General features: G+C 62.7%; 19 protein-coding genes and 1 tRNA gene. 12 read left to right on the top strand and 8 right to left on the bottom strand.

Annotation, left to right across the window (positions count from 1 at the left end; translation table 11 throughout):
- Positions 1 to 39: 39 nt before the first annotated feature.
- Positions 40 to 1,080, bottom strand: a complete 1,041-nt coding sequence (locus AC0NIL_RS03290) for an ABC transporter substrate-binding protein (protein ID WP_275953296.1) — start codon at positions 1,078 to 1,080, stop codon at positions 40 to 42.
- A 230-nt stretch (positions 1,081 to 1,310) separates the two neighbouring features.
- Here AC0NIL_RS03290 and AC0NIL_RS03285 point away from each other — a divergent pair, with 230 nt between their 5' ends.
- Complete coding sequence (locus AC0NIL_RS03285; RefSeq protein ID WP_164745804.1) at positions 1,311 to 2,012, top strand: GntR family transcriptional regulator; 702 nt, start codon at positions 1,311 to 1,313, stop codon at positions 2,010 to 2,012.
- 124 nt (positions 2,013 to 2,136) lie between these two features.
- Positions 2,137 to 2,706 (top strand): TMEM175 family protein, encoded by a 570-nt coding sequence (locus tag AC0NIL_RS03280; protein ID WP_027161123.1) that lies wholly within the window; start codon positions 2,137 to 2,139, stop codon positions 2,704 to 2,706.
- Between the two features lie 28 nt (positions 2,707 to 2,734).
- On the opposite strand, the gene AC0NIL_RS03275 is transcribed toward AC0NIL_RS03280, so the two are convergent.
- Together AC0NIL_RS03275 and AC0NIL_RS03270 are read right to left on the bottom strand one after the other, a co-directional pair.
- Positions 2,735 to 3,493, bottom strand: a complete 759-nt coding sequence (locus AC0NIL_RS03275) for an SDR family NAD(P)-dependent oxidoreductase (protein ID WP_275953295.1) — start codon at positions 3,491 to 3,493, stop codon at positions 2,735 to 2,737.
- 276 nt (positions 3,494 to 3,769) lie between these two features.
- Complete coding sequence (locus tag AC0NIL_RS03270; protein ID WP_063173508.1) at positions 3,770 to 4,663, bottom strand: LysR family transcriptional regulator; 894 nt, start codon at positions 4,661 to 4,663, stop codon at positions 3,770 to 3,772.
- A gap of 133 nt (positions 4,664 to 4,796) precedes the next feature.
- On the opposite strand from AC0NIL_RS03270, the gene AC0NIL_RS03265 reads away from it, so the two are divergent.
- From AC0NIL_RS03265 to AC0NIL_RS03255, 3 genes are all read left to right on the top strand, one after another.
- Positions 4,797 to 6,056, top strand: coding sequence for an MFS transporter (locus tag AC0NIL_RS03265; RefSeq protein WP_473575027.1), 1,260 nt, complete (start codon positions 4,797 to 4,799; stop codon positions 6,054 to 6,056).
- Positions 6,047 to 7,141, top strand: coding sequence for an alpha/beta hydrolase (locus tag AC0NIL_RS03260; RefSeq protein WP_275953294.1), 1,095 nt, complete (start codon positions 6,047 to 6,049; stop codon positions 7,139 to 7,141). Before AC0NIL_RS03265 ends, AC0NIL_RS03260 begins: the two co-directional genes overlap by 10 nt.
- A gap of 74 nt (positions 7,142 to 7,215) precedes the next feature.
- Positions 7,216 to 7,686, top strand: a complete 471-nt coding sequence (locus tag AC0NIL_RS03255; protein WP_024502099.1) for a cyclophilin-like fold protein — start codon at positions 7,216 to 7,218, stop codon at positions 7,684 to 7,686.
- 357 nt (positions 7,687 to 8,043) lie between these two features.
- On the opposite strand, the gene AC0NIL_RS03250 is transcribed toward AC0NIL_RS03255, so the two are convergent.
- A tRNA-Arg gene (locus AC0NIL_RS03250) sits at positions 8,044 to 8,120 on the bottom strand.
- A gap of 321 nt (positions 8,121 to 8,441) precedes the next feature.
- Complete coding sequence (locus tag AC0NIL_RS03245; protein ID WP_275953293.1) at positions 8,442 to 9,944, bottom strand: sensor histidine kinase; 1,503 nt, start codon at positions 9,942 to 9,944, stop codon at positions 8,442 to 8,444.
- Between the two features lie 277 nt (positions 9,945 to 10,221).
- Here AC0NIL_RS03245 and rpmH point away from each other — a divergent pair, with 277 nt between their 5' ends.
- The 4 genes from rpmH to AC0NIL_RS03225 all read left to right on the top strand — a co-directional run bounded on the left by rpmH (position 10,222) and on the right by AC0NIL_RS03225 (position 13,290).
- A complete protein-coding gene (gene rpmH / locus AC0NIL_RS03240; RefSeq protein WP_008833937.1) occupies positions 10,222 to 10,356 on the top strand; it encodes a 50S ribosomal protein L34 in 135 nt (44 codons plus the stop codon).
- A 16-nt stretch (positions 10,357 to 10,372) separates the two neighbouring features.
- A complete protein-coding gene (rnpA, locus tag AC0NIL_RS03235; protein WP_013528505.1) occupies positions 10,373 to 10,726 on the top strand; it encodes a ribonuclease P protein component in 354 nt (117 codons plus the stop codon).
- A 14-nt stretch (positions 10,727 to 10,740) separates the two neighbouring features.
- Positions 10,741 to 12,552 (top strand): membrane protein insertase YidC, encoded by a 1,812-nt coding sequence (gene yidC / locus AC0NIL_RS03230; protein WP_013528504.1) that lies wholly within the window; start codon positions 10,741 to 10,743, stop codon positions 12,550 to 12,552.
- 177 nt (positions 12,553 to 12,729) lie between these two features.
- Positions 12,730 to 13,290: a fasciclin domain-containing protein gene (locus AC0NIL_RS03225; protein WP_013528503.1), complete on the top strand. Its 561-nt coding sequence runs from the start codon at positions 12,730 to 12,732 to the stop codon at positions 13,288 to 13,290.
- Between the two features lie 183 nt (positions 13,291 to 13,473).
- On the opposite strand, the gene AC0NIL_RS03220 is transcribed toward AC0NIL_RS03225, so the two are convergent.
- The 3 genes from AC0NIL_RS03220 to AC0NIL_RS03210 are packed head-to-tail and all read right to left on the bottom strand — an operon-like array spanning position 13,474 to position 16,761.
- Complete coding sequence (locus tag AC0NIL_RS03220) at positions 13,474 to 15,015, bottom strand: DHA2 family efflux MFS transporter permease subunit (RefSeq protein WP_275953288.1); 1,542 nt, start codon at positions 15,013 to 15,015, stop codon at positions 13,474 to 13,476.
- Positions 15,012 to 16,304 (bottom strand): HlyD family secretion protein, encoded by a 1,293-nt coding sequence (locus AC0NIL_RS03215; protein WP_275953287.1) that lies wholly within the window; start codon positions 16,302 to 16,304, stop codon positions 15,012 to 15,014. Before AC0NIL_RS03215 ends, AC0NIL_RS03220 begins: the two co-directional genes overlap by 4 nt.
- Entirely contained in the window at positions 16,297 to 16,761 is a 465-nt protein-coding gene (locus AC0NIL_RS03210; protein WP_013528500.1) for a MarR family winged helix-turn-helix transcriptional regulator, read from the bottom strand. Before AC0NIL_RS03210 ends, AC0NIL_RS03215 begins: the two co-directional genes overlap by 8 nt.
- A gap of 178 nt (positions 16,762 to 16,939) precedes the next feature.
- Here AC0NIL_RS03210 and AC0NIL_RS03205 point away from each other — a divergent pair, with 178 nt between their 5' ends.
- The 3 genes from AC0NIL_RS03205 (at position 16,940) to yihA (ending at position 18,673) form a co-directional block, all read left to right on the top strand.
- A complete protein-coding gene (locus AC0NIL_RS03205) occupies positions 16,940 to 17,254 on the top strand; it encodes a hypothetical protein (protein ID WP_024502096.1) in 315 nt (104 codons plus the stop codon).
- 124 nt (positions 17,255 to 17,378) lie between these two features.
- Positions 17,379 to 18,017, top strand: a complete 639-nt coding sequence (locus AC0NIL_RS03200; protein WP_027161114.1) for a CatB-related O-acetyltransferase — start codon at positions 17,379 to 17,381, stop codon at positions 18,015 to 18,017.
- Between the two features lie 74 nt (positions 18,018 to 18,091).
- Positions 18,092 to 18,673 (top strand): ribosome biogenesis GTP-binding protein YihA/YsxC, encoded by a 582-nt coding sequence (gene yihA / locus AC0NIL_RS03195; RefSeq protein WP_474048763.1) that lies wholly within the window; start codon positions 18,092 to 18,094, stop codon positions 18,671 to 18,673.
- The last annotated feature ends 21 nt before the right edge of the window (positions 18,674 to 18,694 follow it).

The following is an 18,694-nucleotide window of genomic DNA, read 5'->3' as shown; positions in this document are numbered from 1 at the left end:
GGCTGGTTACGCTGCCCGCCGTAAGCTTGTGTCCGCGGCCTATTGCTGGACCAGATTGTTGAACTTCTCCGTCGCCTCGACCAGATTGTCGCGCCAGAACTCGGCGTCCTGCAGCACCTGTTTCTTGACGTTTTCGGGCGCCGAATTGATGTCCTTGATCCTGTCCTGCGGGATCTTGCCGGTCTCGAAAGCCTTCTCGTTTACTGGGCCATTGTCGACGTAGAGCGGCAGATTGGCCTGCAGCTGCGGGCTGACGAACATCGCAAGCGCCTTCATCGCGGCTTCCTTGTTCTTGGCACCCTTGGGGATGACCATGCAGTCGGCGGTCAGCACGCCCTGGTCGAAGGAGAAACTGACCGGCGCGCCTTCCTTCTTCAAGGTGCCGGCGCGGCCGTTCCAGATGCTCGCCATGTCGACTTCGCCGTCTTTCACCAGTTGCATGGCCTGCGCGCCGGAGGTCCACCAGGCGTCGACATGGCCACGGATCTTGTCGACGGATTTCAGCGCGCCGTCGACATCCACGGGATAGACCTTGTCGATCGGCAGGCCCGAGGCGAGAGCCGCGACGCTCAGCGTTTCGGTCGCCTGGCTGCCGCTCAACGCGCGCCGTCCCGGGAATTTTTCCACGTTCCAGAAGTCGGCCCAGGTCTTGGGGCCTTTGTCGCCGAACACGTCGGTCCGGTAGATCAGCACGACGGAGGTGTAGGAAATGCCGACCCAGTCATCATGGACAAGCTTCGGGTTGATGCCGCTCTTGTCGATAATGCCGTAGTCGAGCTTCTCGAACAGCCCTTCCTTCGAGCCGCGTGCGCATTCGTCGGCGCCAAGCTCGGTGATGTCCCATTTCACCGCATTGCCGGTTACCTGCAGCCGTACGTCGTCGAGGCCGTTGGTGGTGTCCTCCTTGATGGTGATGCCGAGCGCGTCGGCGGTCGGCTTGAAAAACGCCTTGGTCTGCGCCTCCTGGTAGGTGCCGCCCCATGAGGCGACGGTGATGGTGTCGCCCGCCATGGCGGGGGCCGCCAGCGAGGCCATGAGGCCTGCCATCGCGGCAATGCTAACGCTTCTGGTCCTGTTCATTTTCGGCTCTCCAACCGGTGTTCCCATTGTTTTTGATTTCGCATGCTATTTTGTATACAATTTTGAGTGTAGCTTGGGGATCAGCGATGTCAACACCGATCGGCGCGCCTGGGGCCGTCAACCCGGGCTGGGAGATGGGGCGCCGGGGCGTGGCAAACCGCGCCGACTTTGAATACAGCTATGCGTGAGAACATATGCCGGCGGAAAGACCGGAGAACTGGAAACGGAACTTGGCCAAGGAAACCAAAAACACGCTGCGCGACTCGGTCTATTCCGCGCTCAAGGCGATGATCGTGACCGGCCAGATTCCGCCGGGCTCACGCGTCACCGAAAACGACATCGCGGCGAAGCTGACTGTCAGCCGCACCCCGGTGCGCGAGGCCTTCAACCGCCTCGAGCGCGACGGCCTGGTCACCGGCCGGCCGCGCCAGGGCTATGTCGTCACCGAGTTCGACATCAACATGTTCCGCGAGGCCTTCGAGATCCGCGAACTGCTCGACGGCCACGCGACGGCACTGGCCGCCGCTGCTGCGACGGAACAGGACAAGGCGCGGCTGCGTGCCATGCTGGCCGAATGCGAGCGGCTGGCCGCCATTCCGGAGCGCACCACGCGCGAAAAATTCCAGGAGCTCGAAGTCGGCATCGACCTGCACCGCGTCATCGCCGAAATCAGCGGCAATGCGATGCTGCATGGCATGCTGTGCGGCATCCTCGACAAGTGCCAGCACTATGTCTGGACCGAACTGTTGTGGCTCGACGAATGGAAGATCGCCCGCGACGAGCATGCCGAGATCGTCGAGGCGATCTGCGCCGGCGATGCCGCCCGAGCCGGCACGCTGGCCCGCGCCCACGTAAGGGGCTCGCGCGACAATGTGCTGCGCCTGCTGCAGGCGAAATCGGACTACCAGAGTTTTCTGGCCAAGGCGTCCTGAGCGGCGCTGGTGGCGGCGTCAGATGGTCCGAGCGGCCATGGATATTGCTATCGACAGCACTACTATATGTCTCACGAACTGCGACGAGGACGGTCCAGTGCTTCCCTCGACAGGGCTCGATCGGTTGAGCGCATTTTCGGATGGCGTGTTCGCCGTCCTCATCACGGTGCTGGTCCTCGACTTGCGCCCGCCGGAGTTGCCGACGTTCAAGGCGCTTCTGGAGCTCTGGCCGACATGGCTGAGCTACAGCGTCAGCTATCTCTTCATCGCCATCGTCTGGGCGAACCATCATCATCTGTTACGCCACGCCAGGGAGGCGACAGCCAGCCTGATGTGGTACAATTTCGCGCATCTGTTCTCGGTTTCGCTGCTGCCGCTGGCGACCGCGTGGATGGCGGTCAGCGAGCTGGCGCCGCAGCCGGTCGCCTTCTATGCCGCCGTCTTCTTCCTGGTGAACCTGACCTACATTCTTCTGATCCGCGAACTCATCGACCCGATGCCGGAGAACGCGGTTCCGCTCGCGGTGCGCAAGCGCATGCGCATCCGGTCGCTCGCGACGCTCTGCCTATTCGCGCTGGCGGGGCTGGTCGCCCTGAAATATCCAGTCGCGGGCTTGGCGATCTGTTGCTGCTGCTTGGCCGTCTATCTCAGGCCGGAAGCGCCGGGGGCAGGCAAAAGCTCGGGCAAAGGCTGAATTCTCGCACCCGACGCGTTGGACGGCTTCAGCCCTTGCGCTCCTGAAGGCTGTTGCCGCCATCGACCACCAGCAGGGCGCCGTTGACATAGCTGGCGCCTTCCGAGGCCAGGAACACGACCGCGGCGGCCACCTCATCCGGTCGCCCGGCCCGCGCCGGCGGCGTATTCAGGGCGGCTTGCCGCTCCATCTCGCTCGACGACCCTGTTTCGATCCAGCCGGGAGCCACTGCGTTGGCCGTGATGCCGTTTTTCGCCACTTCGAGCGCCAGCGTGCGTGTCAGGCCGACCATGCCGGCCTTGGCGGCGGAATAGGCTGATGTGCCTTCGAAAGACACCAGCGGTCCGGTGACTGACGCCACATTGACGATACGCCCATAGCCCGCTTCGACCATCGCCGGCAGAAACGCCTTCGTGACGAGGAATGCCGTCTTCAGGCTGACGTCGATCCCATGGTCCCAGTCGGCCTCGGTCATGGCGAGAAACGCCTTGTCGACCGATGGCGATGCCAGCGAGCCCATGCCGGCATTGTTGACAACGATATCGACCGCGCCGACATCAGCCCGCAACCGCGCGACATCGGCAGCTATGGTGAGATCGGCGACCACGGCCTTGGCGTCGATGCCTTCTGCACGGAGCTCAACGGCGCGATCGAGCACACGCCCACTGGCACCGGTGAGAAAAACGGCATGGCCGGCATGGCCGAGCTGGCGGGCAATGGCGAAACCGATGCCGTCGGCCGCTCCGGCCCCGGTGATCAAAGCGCGCTTGATGGGGGTAGAGGTCATGGTCAAATCAGGCTCCGCTGGTTGCGCCTGTCGCGGTCTTACCACGCACATTGGGGTGATGGCGCTGCGAAGATTTGCTCTGCAACATCCCGCCCGCTGTGCGTTCTCGACGTGCGAAGACGAGCCGAACGAGGCGTGGCGATAGAGCGGGCGTGGGAAGGACGATCTTGATGCCCGAGATCTGGAAAATACCGTATCTTCCGCAGGTGGGTGCTATGCGAGCGGGGCGAAACGGGCTCGGCGTGCAGCCAATCGCGCGGGTTAGATCCTCTTGTCTCAATTCCGATGTCGTAGCGCGTCGACGATGACCTTGAACGCGGGAAGATTCTGACGACGGCTCGGATAATAGAGGAAATAGCCGTCGAAGAACGGCGACCAATCGTCGAGGACCTGCACCAGCAGGCCCGAGGCGATGTGCCGCTCCACGATGTTCTCGGGCACATAGGCGATGCCGTAGCCGTGCACGGCTGCGTCGATCATGGCATAGGAATTGTTGAAGGTCAGCTGGCCGTTTACCCGGACGCGCAACGCCTGCCCATCCTTCTCGAACTCCCATGCATAAAGACCGCCGGCGGTCTCGTGACGCATGTTGATGCAGACGTGGCGGATCAGGTCCTGTGGGTGCTCAGGCACACCACGCGCGGCGAAATAGTCGGGAGAAGCCACGGCCACCAAACGCCAGTCCGGACCAATTCGGACCGCGATCATGTCCTTCTCGACGCTCTCTCCCAACCGGACGCCCGCGTCGAAGCCCTCCTCGACGATGTTGCGGAACGTGCTGTCCAGGATCAGTTCGACACCGATATCGGGATAGGCGCTGAGGATCGGCTTCAGCTTGGGCCAAACCACGCTTTCAAGCGCGTGGTCGGACAGCGTCAGCCTGATCGAGCCCGAGGGTTTTTCACGAAACGCCATCAACGCGGCGATCTCATCCTCGATTTCGCCGATGCGCGGGGCGATCGTCTGTAACAGCCGCTCGCCTGCGGCGGTCGTCGCGACATTGCGCGTGGTGCGGGTCAGGAGGCGTATGCCCATTTGCGCTTCGAGCTGCTTGATCCTGTGACTGAGCGTCGACTGCGCGACGCCGAGCTTTGCCGCCGCCTTGGTGAAGCTGCGCTCCTCGGCGACGGCCTGAAACCACGTCAGTTGATTGAGGTCGGTTTTGGCCATGAGCTTCTCTCGTTTGCCATGCCGCAGCACATTATTCGATGTGGTCGATTAGTTCATGCGAATTTCGATGGCTAATCGCTTTATGGCAAAGCCACTAGTTTTGCGTTGCAACAATTCAGCAGGAGCAAACGACATGGCGATTGCCGCCGCAACCGATGCGGATAGCAAACCGGACGCCGCCTGGGGCGCGGTTCTTTCGATGGCACTGTGTGTGGCAATGCTGATCGCCTCGGAATTCATGCCGGTCAGCCTGCTCACCCCCATGGCCGAAGGATTGCGCGCAACTGAGGGACAGACCGGACAGGCGATATCGATCAGCGGTCTTTTCGCCATAGCGGCGAGCATGGTCATCACCACTGCCGCTGGAACGCTGAACCGCAAATGGGTCTTGGTCGCGATGACGGCTTTCATGCTGTTGTCACTGGTTCTGGTTGCGGCGGCCCCGAATTTCTCCGTGCTGATGCTCGGTCGAGGCCTGTTGGGCATCTGCATCGGCGGCTTCTGGGCACTGGCCACCGCCGTCATCATGCGGCTGGTCCCTGAAAGGGATGTGCCGCGCGCGCTCGCCTTGATGTATGGCGGACAGGCGATCGCTGCGGCCTTCGCCGCGCCGATCGGCAGCTATCTCGGCGCCGTGTTCGGCTGGCGCGCGGTGTTCTGGGCGCTGACGCCAATCGTCGCCATCAACCTCGTCTGGCACTTGATCGCGCTGCCGTCGTTGCCCGCGCGCCAGCGGCAGGATTTCCGGACGATGTTCGGCCTGCTGAAGCGCCCCCATTTCCTGCGCGGCCTTATTGCCTCGATGTTATCCTGGGGCTCGGCCTTCACCATGTTCACCTATCTCCGCCCCTTCCTGGAGCAGGTGACGGGCGTCAACGTGGGGACGCTCTCGATCCTGTTGCTTGTACTGGGCTGTGCGGGCTTCCTCGGAACATGGGCGGCAGGGCGTATCGTGAGCGGCAATGTCGCACCGCTGCTGCGGTTGCCCGCGCTGCTGATGGGCGGTTGCACGCTGGGACTCCTGCTTCTCGGCGGTTCGGTAGCCGCCGCCGGCCTCTTCCTTGCTCTCTGGGGCGCGGCGAACACCGCAATGTCTGTGATCTGGATGACGTGGATGTCCCAAAACGCGGACGATGCGCCGGAAGCCGCCGGAAGCCTGATGGTCGCAGCCATCCAGGCGTCGATCCTGCTCGGTGCCGTGGTCGGCGGGCTGCTGCTGGATGGCATGACGGTCTTCGCGACCTTCGCCGGCAGCGTGGTTCTCGCCGGCCTTGCAATCGCCCTGATCGGCAATGGCCGGCGGTTGCTGAAGCCCGGACGCCCCGCACTGACGTTCGTTCAACGAACTGCCCAATCCCAATTCATACCAACAGGAGATCGGAAATGCCCATGAATACCCCTGACACGAAAAATTCGGCAAGCGTCATCCACCGGCGCGAACTGTTGAAGTTGACCGGCGCAGGCGTCGCCGCCTTCGGTGCAGTTTCAATATCCAACCCCTTCAAAGCAAAGGCTCAGAATATGTCAAAGCAATGGGATAAGGTCTTTCCGCTCAGCGATAAGATCGATCACGAGAAGATCACATTCAAGAACCGCTACGGCATCACACTGTCGGGTGATCTCTATCTGCCGAAGGACCGGGCCGGTGGACGTCTGCCGGCGCTTGCCGTCGGCGGTCCGTTCGGCGCTGTTAAGGAACAATCCTCTGGCCTTTACGCGCAGACGATGGCCGAGCGCGGCTTCGTCGCACTGGCTTTCGATCCGTCCTACACCGGCGAAAGCGGCGGCGAGCCGCGCAATCTCGCTTCGCCGGACATCAACACCGAGGATTTCAGCGCGGCCGTCGACTATCTCGGCCTGCACCCCGCCGTCGACCGTGAGCGCATCGGCGTCATCGGCATCTGCGGCTGGGGCGGTATGGCTTTGAATGCCGTCGCCGCAGACAAGCGCGTCAAGGCCGTGGTGGCGAGCACCATGTACGACATGACCCGTGTTATGTCGAAGGGCTACAACGACAGCGTGACCCCCGAACAGCGCGCACAGACATTGGAGCAACTGGGTCGGCAGCGTTGGACGGATGCGGAAAACGGCGCGCCAGCCTATCAACCACCCTACAACGACCTGCACGGCGGCGAGGCGCAGTTCCTGGTCGACTACCATGACTATTACAGGACGCCGCGCGGCTACCATGCGCGCGCGGTCAACTCAGGCAATTCCTGGACGCAGACCACGCCGCTGTCGTTCATGAATATGCCGATCCTGACCTACATCGCTGAAATCTCGCCGCGCCCGATCCTGTTCATCCATGGCGAAAAGGCCCATTCGCGCTACTTCAGCGAAACCGCCTTCGCGGCAGCGGCGGAGCCGAAGGAACTCATGATCATTCCAGGCGCCAGCCACACCGATCTTTACGACAAGGTGGACGTGATCCCGTTCGACAAGCTGACCAGCTTCTTCAACCAGCATCTCGCTGCCTGACCAGGTCGTATCGTCGAAGGGTGCGGCCGTGTGCAGGAACGATGGACATGGCCGCACCGACCGGGAGACTTTAAATGACACGCGCCGCCGTATGGCTTTCGCGCCGCACCTTGCTGGCAGGTGCTGCCAGCCTCGCGCTCCCCTCTTCGGTGCGCTCTCAGACCGACGCAGCCACGGATAGGAAAGGAGCCACCATGCGCCTTAGATTCATCTTCGGGGATCAGGATTTCACGGCGACGCTGGAGGACAATCCTTCCGCGCACGATCTGGTCTCGATCCTGCCGCTGGATCTGACGATCGACGACTATTCGACCAACGAGAAGATCGCCTACCTGCCGCGCAAGCTCACCGAGGAAGGCAGCGGTCGCTTCGGCAACGAGGCGACTGGCGATCTCTGCTACTACGCCCCCTGGGGCAATCTGGCGATGTTTCATGGTCCCTACCGCTGGTCGCGCGGCCTGATCCGGCTCGGGCGACTGGACCAGGGCCCGGCGCCCCTTCTGACGCGCGGAGAACATCCGCTGCGCGTCGAAATGCTTTCCTGAACCCGGGAAGGCCGCTGCGCATGGGGACAATGCCGCGGATGCCGGAAAACCGAAGCAGGTTTCGAGTGACTGACACACGCCGACCAAGTGGTATGAGCGCCTGCTGACCTCGATCCATGATCTGATACAAATAAATGATGCTCGCCTGTCGGGAGATCGTCGTCGGCACCATCCACATCAATCACCGCTTGGAACTCCGCTCCGGCCGCGTCGGAACTCCGCCAATCTGAAGAGATTCGAACTCTTTACTGCCTAACGCCGCCGTTTCTACGCTTTTTCGCTCGCAGGCTATTCCCCGCTCGTCGCGTAGGCACCAATTCGGCAGCTATATCGTCGCAGGGAAACGATGAATGGTTTTGGCGCGCCCGAAGAGATTCGAACTCCTGACCCCCAGATTCGTAGTCTGGTGCTCTATCCAGCTGAGCTACGGGCGCGCAACAGGCCATGCTTTCCATGACCCCGCGATCCGATCGTGAACGACCGGTCGCGACGAGACGTGTTCCCTAGCGACTGAATTTCCGAAAAGCAAGCCGATCCGGCAAAAGTTTTGTCGCAGGTGTGTCATTCGGCAATGACAGCTCGCTTCTCAGCGCCTCAAAACAACCAAAGCGCATCGTGCTGGGTGGTTCAGACGATGCGCTTTCCATGCATGCCGGCCTCTCAGGGCAAAAGCCCGTTCGCGGGCGACATGTTTCTGGAAGGAAGGGGTGAGACCGAAAAGCTAGGTGTTGCCAAGCGGAAACCGGTCAAGAACCTCAGGCCGGGCGGCGCAGGCCGTTGCGGGCCTGGTCGAGCCGGACCGGCTGGTCGGGGATGGTGACGGCGAATGTGGTGCGCCCGCCAATGCTCTCGACCAGCTCGACCGTGCCGCCATGCGCGCGGATCAGTTCGTGCGCGATCGCCAGGCCAAGGCCGGTGCCGCCGCTGCGCGCCGAGCCGCGAAAGGCCGCGAACAGGTTTTCGCGCGCCTTGGGCGGCAGGCCGGGGCCGGTGTCGCTGACGGCGATGCGGCTGACGCTGCCCAGGCGCACGGCCGACACCGCCAGGCGGCGCACCAGGGCGCTTTCACTGTCGGCCGCCATCGCCTGCACGGAATTCCGGCACAGATTGGTCAGCACCCTGAACAACTGGTCGGAATCGGCATCGACCTCGAAGGCCGGCTCGACCGAATTGACGAACTCGATGCCTTGCTCGATGTCCAGCAGGCCGTGCACGTCCTCGACCAGTTGCCGCAGCCTCAGGCGTCGGCGCGCCGGCGGCGGCTCCTGCGTGCGGCCGTAGTGAAGCACGCCTTCGGAATAAGACACGGCGCGGTCGAGCGCGCGCAGCAGTTTCGGCGCGAAGGCCTGCACCGTCGGATCCTTGACCTGACGCAAGCGGTCCGACATCAGCTGCGCCGAAGCCAGGATGTTGCGCATGTCATGGTTGATCTTGGAAACCGCCAGGCCGAGATCGGCAAGATGCTTCTGCTCGGAGAGCATTTTTTGCAGCCGTTCCTGCATCTGCGACAGCTCGCGCTCTGCAACGCCGATCTCGTCGGCGCGGGCAGCCGGATGGATGATCCGCCCGGGATCGTCAGGGGCTTCGGAGAAAGACAGCATCGAGCGCGTCATCGTCCGGATCGGCCCGATCATGATCAGGTCGATGGCGGCGTAGACCAGCATGGCGGTGAACAGCGAGATCAGCAGCGAGACGAAGGCGACGTTGCGCGAATAGCGCAGCATCGCGTTGCGCAGGCTGTTGTCGGGCATGATAAGCTCGAACTCCTTGTCCGAGTCGCCGACCGGACCGAAGACGCGCAGCATACGGTTGCCGCCGAAAAACAACGTGTCGAGCGCGCCGGTCATGCCCTTGATCATGCCGATCGAGGCGATATCGATGTGTTCGTCGACCTTCGGCGGCATTTCGGCCACCACCAGCAGCCGCGAGACGCCTCCGTCGCGCACCGCGATCGCCTTGGCGCCGATCGCCATCAGCACGTCGTTCTGCGCCGTGCGCGACAGCGAGGTGGGTTCACCCTGCACCAGCACGATCGACACCGCCGCCGCCGTGCTCAGCCGCTCCTTCAGCCAGTTCAGCCGGTAGCTGGCGATCCAGGGCAGGAAGATCAGCACTTCGGCCAGCAGCACGAAGACGATGGTCAGCAGCAGCAGCTTGGTCGACAGGCCGCGCGACAGCGGCACCGTGCGCACGCTGGCCGGCGCCTCGGTGGACCCCGCCGTGCCGATCCCTTCCTGTGCCTGTATGGTTTCGCTCATGCGGCTAATGTCTTCACGATCACTTGATCAACGCAGATTAGGCGATTACGGCTTTTTTGCCAATTTCATCCTTGGTCGCAAACATAACCGGCCTGAATGGCGAAGCTTTCGGCCCGACGACTCCGGATTGACTTCCAAAAGCCTTCTTTCTATAAGCCCGCACACGCTCGGGCCATTCGTCCCGGCGCGGTTTCGATCGCGCCAAAGCCGGCCCGGCAAAGCTCCTGTTACACAGTGACAGAATCAAGAAGGGCCGCACCCCGCGGTATTAAAACAAATGAAGCGTACCTACCAACCGTCTAAACTCGTCCGCAAACGTCGGCACGGCTTTCGTGCCCGCATGGCCACCAAGGGTGGTCGCGGCGTCGTCGCAGCTCGCCGCAACCGCGGTCGCAAGCGGCTCAGCGCCTGAACGGAAGACGAGATCGTTGCCCGCATCCGGCAAGCCAGTGGGACCAAATCCCAAGCGGCTTCTGAAGCGCGCGGAATTCCTGGCTGTCCGTCGTGGTGAAAAACGACGCGGGCGGCTTTTTCTCGTCGAAGTTCTCGACCGCGGCGACGGCCTGTCGCCGCGCGTCGGCTACACCGTCACCAAGAAGGTCGGCAATGCGGTTGTCCGCAACCGCGTCCGGCGGCGGCTGCGAGAAGCCGTCCGTACGCATGCGGCAAGTGACATGGCGCCTGGCAATGACTATGTCATCGTCGGGCGCGAAGACGTGCTTACCACTCCGTTCGGCCAATTGAAGGCCGAACTCTCCCGCCGACTGCGCGGAACACGATAGGCCAAGGGCTTTCGATGGAAAACAACCGGAACTTCTTCATCACCATCGCGCTGTCGGTGCTGATCCTGGCGGTATGGCAATATTTTTATGTGTTGCCGCGCAGCGAAGCGCAGCGCGAGGCCGCCCGCGTCGAACAGCAGCGCGTCGAGGAGCAGAAGAAGGCCGCCGGCACCAATCCCGGTACCGACACCGGAACGCCCGCCGCCCCTGGCGCCATTCCCAACGCACCCGGCACCGATGCCGTGACGCCGGCCGGCCGCGAACAGGCGCTCGCCACGACGACCCGCGCGAAGATCGACACGCCGAGCCTCGAGGGTTCGATCAACCTGACCGGCGCCCGTCTCGACGACCTCAAGCTCAAGCACTACACCGAGACGGTCGACAAGAACTCGCCCGAGATCAGCCTGCTCAATCCGGCAGCACTGCCCAATGGCTACTATGCCGAGATCGGCTTCGTCGGCAACGACAAGACCGGCGCGGTGCCCGGTCCCGAAACAGTGTGGGCTGTCGACGGCAATGCGACACTGACGCCGACGACCCCGGTCACGCTGACCTATTCGAACGACAAGGGCCTGACCTTCAAGCGCACCTTTTCCGTCGACACCAACTACATGTTCACGGTGTCCGACACGGTGCAGAATGCCGGCACGGCCGCCGTCTCGCTGTCCAATTACGGCCGCGTCACCCGCTTCGACAAGCCGCTCGTTGCAAGCACCTATGTGCTGCATGAGGGCCTGATCGGCTTCACCGGCACGGAAGGCCTGCAGGAACACAAATACGCGTCCATCGAGAAGGACAAGCAGTTCACGCCGGGCAAGTCGACCGACGGCTGGCTCGGCATCACCGACAAATACTGGGCGGTGACGCTGGTGCCGACCGAGAAGCAGCCGTTCCAGCCGCGCTATGCCTATTTCGAGGACGGCCGCCATCGCTACCAGTCCGACTTCCTCACCGACCCGATCACCGTCGATGCCGGCCAGTCGGCGACGGTGGAGAGCGAGATCTTCGCGGGCGCCAAGGAAGTCGGCAAGATCAACGCCTATGCGGAAGACCGTCATATCAAGCGGTTCGACCTTTTGATCGACTGGGGCTGGTTCCACTTCATCACCAAGCCGATGTTCTGGCTGATCGACACGCTCTACAAATTTTTCGGCAATTTCGGCCTGGCCATTCTCGCCACCACCGTCATCGTCAAGGCCATCTTCTATCCGCTCGCCAACAAGTCGTACGCGTCGATGGCGAACATGAAGAAGGTGCAGCCGAAAATGCTCGAGATCCGCGAGAAATACGCGGACGACAAGATGAAGCAGCAGCAGGCGATGATGGAGCTGTACAAGACCGAGAAGATCAACCCGCTTGCCGGCTGCTGGCCGGTGGCGCTGCAAATCCCGGTCTTCTTCTCGCTCTACAAGGTGCTCTACATCACCATCGAAATGCGGCACGCGCCGTTCTTCGGCTGGATCCAGGATCTGGCCGCGCCCGATCCGACGTCGCTGTTCAACCTGTTCGGCCTGATTCCGGTCACCCTGCCGCACATGCTGATGATCGGCGTCTGGCCGCTGATCATGGGCGTCACCATGTTCCTGCAGATGCGCATGAACCCGACGCCGCCGGATCCGACGCAGGCTGCGATCTTCACCTGGATGCCTGTCATCTTCACCTTCATGATGGCGGGTTTCCCGGCCGGCCTGGTCATCTACTGGGCCTGGAACAACACGCTGTCGATCCTCCAGCAGGGCATCATCATGAAGCGCCAGGGCGCCAAGATCGAGCTGTGGGACAATCTGGTCGCGCTGTTCCGAAAGAAACCATCACCGGCCGAATAGAAGGCGCAGCGCTTTCTCCAGCCTTCAAAGCCCCGCCTCGCGCGGGGCTTTTCGTTTAAGCAGCTCCGGCATCACGTTCCCGTGATCGGCGAAACTTGCGCCCCCTCGGCGGCGTGACTGCCTGTGCGTTTCCAAAGGCTATCAATTCCGATCAGCCCTCACACGGAGGAAGACCACATGCGCTTGCCGTCATTCAGGATCATCGCCCTTTCCGCACTCGTCGCCGGCGTGGCGATTGCCGCGCCCGCCTATGCCAAGAACCCGAATGTCGGCGGCGCGCCGATGTACACAACCAAGAACATCGTCGAGAACGCCGTCAATTCGAAGGACCACACGACGCTGGTCGCTGCGGTCAAGGCCGCCGGCCTGGTCGACACGCTGCAAAGCGCTGGCCCGTTCACCGTCTTTGCCCCGACCAACGCAGCGTTTGCGAAACTGCCCAAGGGCACCGTCGACACGCTGCTGAAGCCGGAGAACAAGGGCAAGCTCACCAAGGTGCTGACCGCGCATGTCGTGGCCGGCAAGATCTCCGGCGCCGAGATGATGAAGAAGGCCAAGGCGATGGGCGGCAAGTACGAGATGAAGACCGTCTCCGGTGACACGCTGACCGCCGAAGTCAAGAAGGGCAAGCTCTACATCATGGATGAGTCAGGCGGCGAGGCGCGAGTGACGATCGCCGACGTCAACCAGTCGAACGGCGTCATCCATGTCGTCAACAAGGTGTTGTTGCCGAAGTAACGGCTTTCGGCATGGGATCAAGGCAGGTCCGTTGGGGCTTTCTCGGGCCTGCTATCCCCGCCTCATGACGAGGTGCCATGTTTCTTGGGAAGTCGTATCGGCATCGGCCGGGGTCCTGTCCCTCACAGGACCCCGGTTTCTTTTTGGCTGTTGCCTGTGCAGCCGGATAAGTTTCGAGCGTCGTCACTCCATCACGGCGCTGTGGTCGATCTTGGCCGGAGTCGCCGGCTTGCGCAGCAACAGAACCAGCGGAATGGCAGCAAGCGACAGGATCATCATCAGCTTGAAGTCGTTCATATAGCTGATGATCGTGGCCTGCAGCGTGACCACGCCGTCGAGCGCGGCGCGGCCCGCGGCGCTGTAGGGATCCATTGCCTGGAAGATCGCCGGATTGCTGAACGCCTGGTTGTAGGGCGTCACATAGGTGGCGATATTGGCGTGGTTGATCTGCACGTTCTGCGTCAACAGCGCGGTGACCACCGATATGCCGACGCTGGAGCCGATGTTTCGGGACAGATTGTACAGTCCGGTGCCTTCCGCGCGCCGCTCCGGCGCCAGCGTGGCGAAGGTGATGGTGGTCAGCGGCACGAACAGGAAACCCAGGCCCGCGCCCTGGATGAAGCCGGTGCTGATGATCGTCCATTGCGAGACATCAGGGGTCCAGCCGGTCATGTCGTACATCGCCCAGGCGGTGACCAGCAGGCCGGTTAGAAGCAGCCAGCGCGTGTCCACCTTGCCGATCAGCCTGCCGACCAGGAACATGCAAGCCATGGTGCCGAGACCGCGCGGCCCCATGACGATGCCGGCCGTCACCACCGGATAGCCCATCAGGGTCTGCAGATAGGGCGTCATCAGGGCCAGCGAGGCCAGATAGGTGATGCCGATGATGAAGATGAAGATCATGCCGACGGCGAAATTCCTGTCGAGGAACAGCCGCGGGTTCACGAAGGTGTTTTTGGCGGTGAAGGTGTGGACGAGGAAGATGTAGAAGGCCGACGCGCAGATCAGCGCCTCGACGATGATCTCGGACGACGAGAACCAGTTGAGCTGCTCGCCGCGATCGAGGAACATCTGCAGCGACGCGATGGTGACGCTGAGCATGCCGAAGCCCAGCCAGTCCAGCCTGGCCTTGAGGTCCGTCTTGGTTTCCTGGACGAACATCGAGACGCCAGCGAAAGCCAGCGCGCCGATCGGTACGTTGATGTAGAACACCCAGCGCCAGCTGACATTCTCGGTCAGCCAGCCGCCGATGACCGGCCCGAGCACCGGCCCGACCATCACCGAAACGCCGAACAGCGCCATCGCCGAGCCGCGCTCCTCGACGCTGTAGATGTCGAGCAGGATGCTCTGCGCCAGCGGCACCAGGGCTGCGCCGAACAGGCCTTGCAGCAGGCGGAAGCCGACGATCTGCGGCAGCGACTGCGCGAAGCCGCACAGCACCGACGCGACGACGAAGCCGGTGATCGAGATCAGCAGGATGCGCTTGCGGCCGAAGCGATTGGCAATATAGCCCGAAGGCGGCGTCATGACGGCTGCCGCGACGATGTAGGACGTCAGCACCCAGTTTATCTGGTCGGCGCTGGCCGAAACGCTGCCCTGGATATAGGGCAGCGCCACATTGGCGATGGTGGTGTCCAGCGCCTGCATGATCACGGCCAGGATCACGCAGGCGGTGATGGCGCCGCGATTGGCGACCACGCCACCTGTCGCGGACGCGCCGGTCATGACTTTTGTCCGAACCGACCGAGGAGGTCCGTCACGAAGTCCGGCAGGCCGCGCGCATGGCCGGTATCGATGCCGACCACGACGCTCATCCCGCCGCGCAGCGGCGGCTTGCCCTGGAGATCGTCCACCGTCACGCGCATCGGAATGCGTTGCACGACCTTGACCCAGTTGCCGGTGGTGTTCTGCGCCGGAAGCAGCGAGAAGCTCGACGACGACGCCGGGCTGATCGAGGCGACCCTGCCGTGCCAGACGGCACCGGGATAGCTGTCGACGCTGATCGTCGCCGTCTGTCCCGGCCGCACATAGGTCAGTTCGGTTTCCTTAGGCTCCGCCGCGATCCACAGATCGGTCGCCGAAATCAGGCTGAACGCCGGCTGCGAAGCCGGCAGGTACTTGCCGACCTGAAGCGCGTCGACATTGGTGACGATGCCGTCGAATGGCGCCTTGACGAAGGAATCGGCAAGGTTGCGCTGGGCGTCGTCCACCGCCGACTGCGCCTGGAGATAGAACGGGTTCTTCTCCACCGGCTGGCTGGCGTCGCCGCCGAGCTGGGCAAGCGTCGCCTGTGCCTGCGCTTGGGCAACGGACACTTTCTGGCGGGCGGCGACGAGGTCGTGCTGGGCGCTGTCGAAGGTCGCCTTCGAGGAGGTGGAGGTCTTGAGCAGATCCTGCTGGCGTTGGAAAGCGGCCTCGTAATAGGGGATGTCGGCCTGCGCCTGCTCGATCAGCGCCTGCGACTGCTGGTAGCTCGCCTGCAAGGTCAGCACCTGGTTGCGCACTGTGCCGAGCTGTGCCTGGGCGGCGGCAAGAGCGGTTTCGAAAGAGGCCGGCCGCAACCGGAAAAGCACCTGGTCCTTCTTCACCGCCTCGTTCTCGTGCACGTCGATCTCGGACACAGTGCCGGAGACATCGGTGGAAACGCCGAGCGACTGCGCCTGGATGTAGGCATTGTCGGTCGTCATGACCTGGCCGCCGATGACGTAGTAATAGCCGCCGACGACCAGCGCGAACGGAAGCAGGGCAAACAGGATCGGCCGTGCCCGGCCGCGCTTGGGCTTGACCGGCGCCGGAGGCGCCACCGCAACCCCGGCCTGGCGTGGCTCCTTGGACGGAGCCTCAAGCGCCGCCGGCTCCAGGGCGACCGGTGCTTCGAGCTCGTCATTGTCGATGACGGTGCTGGCTCGCCTTTGCTCGCGTTCGCTGTCCAGCCGGATGACCTGGTCGCGCGCCCGGTCGGCGGCGGATCCGTCTTCTTCGACAGGCTTCTTTGGTGAGGTTGATTCAGCCATGTGTTTTCTCCCGGTCGGCGGCAGGCTGGGCGCAAGCCGCGAGCAGATTGGATTTGATGAGGGATAGGGTTTGCAGCAGATGCAGTTGCGCATCCGCGGAAAGGCCGACAAAGGCCTCGTCACGCGTCTTCCGCCCATTGCCGCGCATGATTTCGATCAGCGGATGGGCTTGCGGCTTCAGGTACAGCAGCCATGCCCGGCGGTCAGCGGGATCGGGCCGGCGCTCGATGAAGCCGCTTGCTTCCATCTTGTCGAGCAGCCGGGCGAGCGTGATCGGCGTGATCTCGATCAGGTCCGCCAGTTTGTTCTGGTGGATGCCTTCATGCAGGCTGAGATAGGCCAGCACCTGCCACTGGGCGCGGGTCAGCCCCGATGCCCGCGACCTCTGCTCGAACCGCTTTCGAAGCAGGCGCGCGACATCGTGCAGCACGAAGCTGATGTTGGGTGACGATGGCATGGGAGGTACTGGAGTTTTTCGGCGCGACTATTAGTGAGCATGCTTATTATCATCATGCACATAATCTTGCTGGACGCGGTGCGCAAGACGGACTAAGCCCGCCTGGAAAAAATGACGCATGGGCTGCGACCCACCAAAAGGCTCAGGTAGCAGGCTGTTGCCGGGCAAGGTTACGACGATGAATTGGCTGAAGATCGCGACCGTGGCGGCCATTGCGGGATGGCCGGGCATTGCGCTCGCAAAGGGCGCCGTCAGTTGCGGCGGCGCCGCCATGCTGGGTGGCGCGCAATTGAACTGCAGCCACGTCGAACCCCAGGCGCCGCCTCAGTTTTGCACCTATAGCTGGGCTCTCCACATGCCGGCCGGCGACCAGAAAATCGTTGAAGGCAGCTTCATGCTGCCGCCCGGCGCCACGAATGTCACCGTCTATCAGGGCAGCGGTTTCGACAGTGCGCTGTCCGATCCGATCGTGATTTGCCGCGGCAGCAAATGAGCAAGGCCGTCAAGGAAAGCTCGCTCGTCGCCCGATTGGTGCTATAGGGCGGATCACGCTATTTTGAACGGGCGCATTCGAGTTTCGGATGCACCTGGCGGCCATTTCTCTGACGGATTTCGACATGGACGGACCCAACCCAGACATCAAGCACCCGATCCCGATGCATACCCGCGTCGGCTTCCTCAAGGGTCTGGTGAACGCGCCAAACATCGAGATCGGCGACTTCACCTATTATGACGACCCCGACGGGCCGGACAAATTCGCCGAGAAGTGCGTCCTGCATCACTATCCGTTCATAGGCGACAAGCTGATCATCGGCAGGTTCTGCGCCATCGCCGAGGGCGCGCGCTTCATCATGAACGGCGCCAACCACGCCATGTCCGGCTTTTCGACCTATCCGTTCAATATTTTCGGCCATGGCTGGGAAAAGGGTTTTGACCCGGCGACCTGGTCGAAGGAGGTGCGCGGCGACACCATCGTCGGCAACGACGTCTGGATCGGCATGGAGGCGGTGATCCTGCCCGGGGTGGAAATCGGCCACGGCGCCATCGTCGCTGCGAAATCAGTGGTGACGCACGACGTCCCGCCCTATGCGATCGTCGCCGGCAACGCGGCCAAGGTGGTAAAGATGCGTTTCGACGACCGGACAATCAGGCGGCTGCTGGCGGTGGCGTGGTGGGACTGGCCGGTAGACAAGGTCAGCCGCAACCTCGATGCTATCCGGGGTGCCAATATTTCTCTTCTGGAGGCAGCAGCTTGAACGCTCTGAACAGCAGCATAATCGGCACCGAACTGTTTACGCGAGGGTGGATCTTCATCCGCGGCGTGCCGGCGATGAAGTTCCTGCCACCGGAAGGGCCGCCGGAAATCGCCTTTGCCGGCCGCTCGAATGTCGGCAAGTCGTCGCTGATCAATGCGCTGGTCAACCAGAAGGGGCTGGCGCGCACTTCCAACACGCCGGGGCGCACGCAGGAGCTCAACTATTTCGTGCCGGATGGATTTTCGGGCGAGGGCGCCGACCTGCCGCCCTTGGCGCTGGTCGACATGCCCGGCTACGGCTACGCCACCGCGCCCAAGGAGAAGGTCGACGAGTGGACCAAGCTGGTCTTCGATTACCTCAAGGGCCGGGTCACGCTGAAACGCGTCTATGTGCTGATCGACGCCCGTCATGGCATCAAGGCCAAGGACGACGAAGTGCTGTCGCTGCTCGACAAGGCGGCGGTGTCCTACCAGATCGTGCTGACCAAGACCGACAAGATCAAGACTGCCGGCGTGCCGAGGCTGATCGAGGAGACGCTGGCAAAGATCAAGAAGCGGCCGGCGGCGTTCCCGTTCGTGCTGGCCACCTCTTCTGAAAAGGCCGAGGGCCTTGAGGAATTGCAGGCAGCCATCGTGCTTGCCGCCAATGGCGGCTAAAGCATCCGCACCTTAGAGCAA

Source organism: Mesorhizobium sp. WSM1343 (assembly GCF_055901535.1).
Note: the sequence above shows the minus strand (reverse complement) of the source record. Positions and strands in the feature narration are given on the sequence as shown.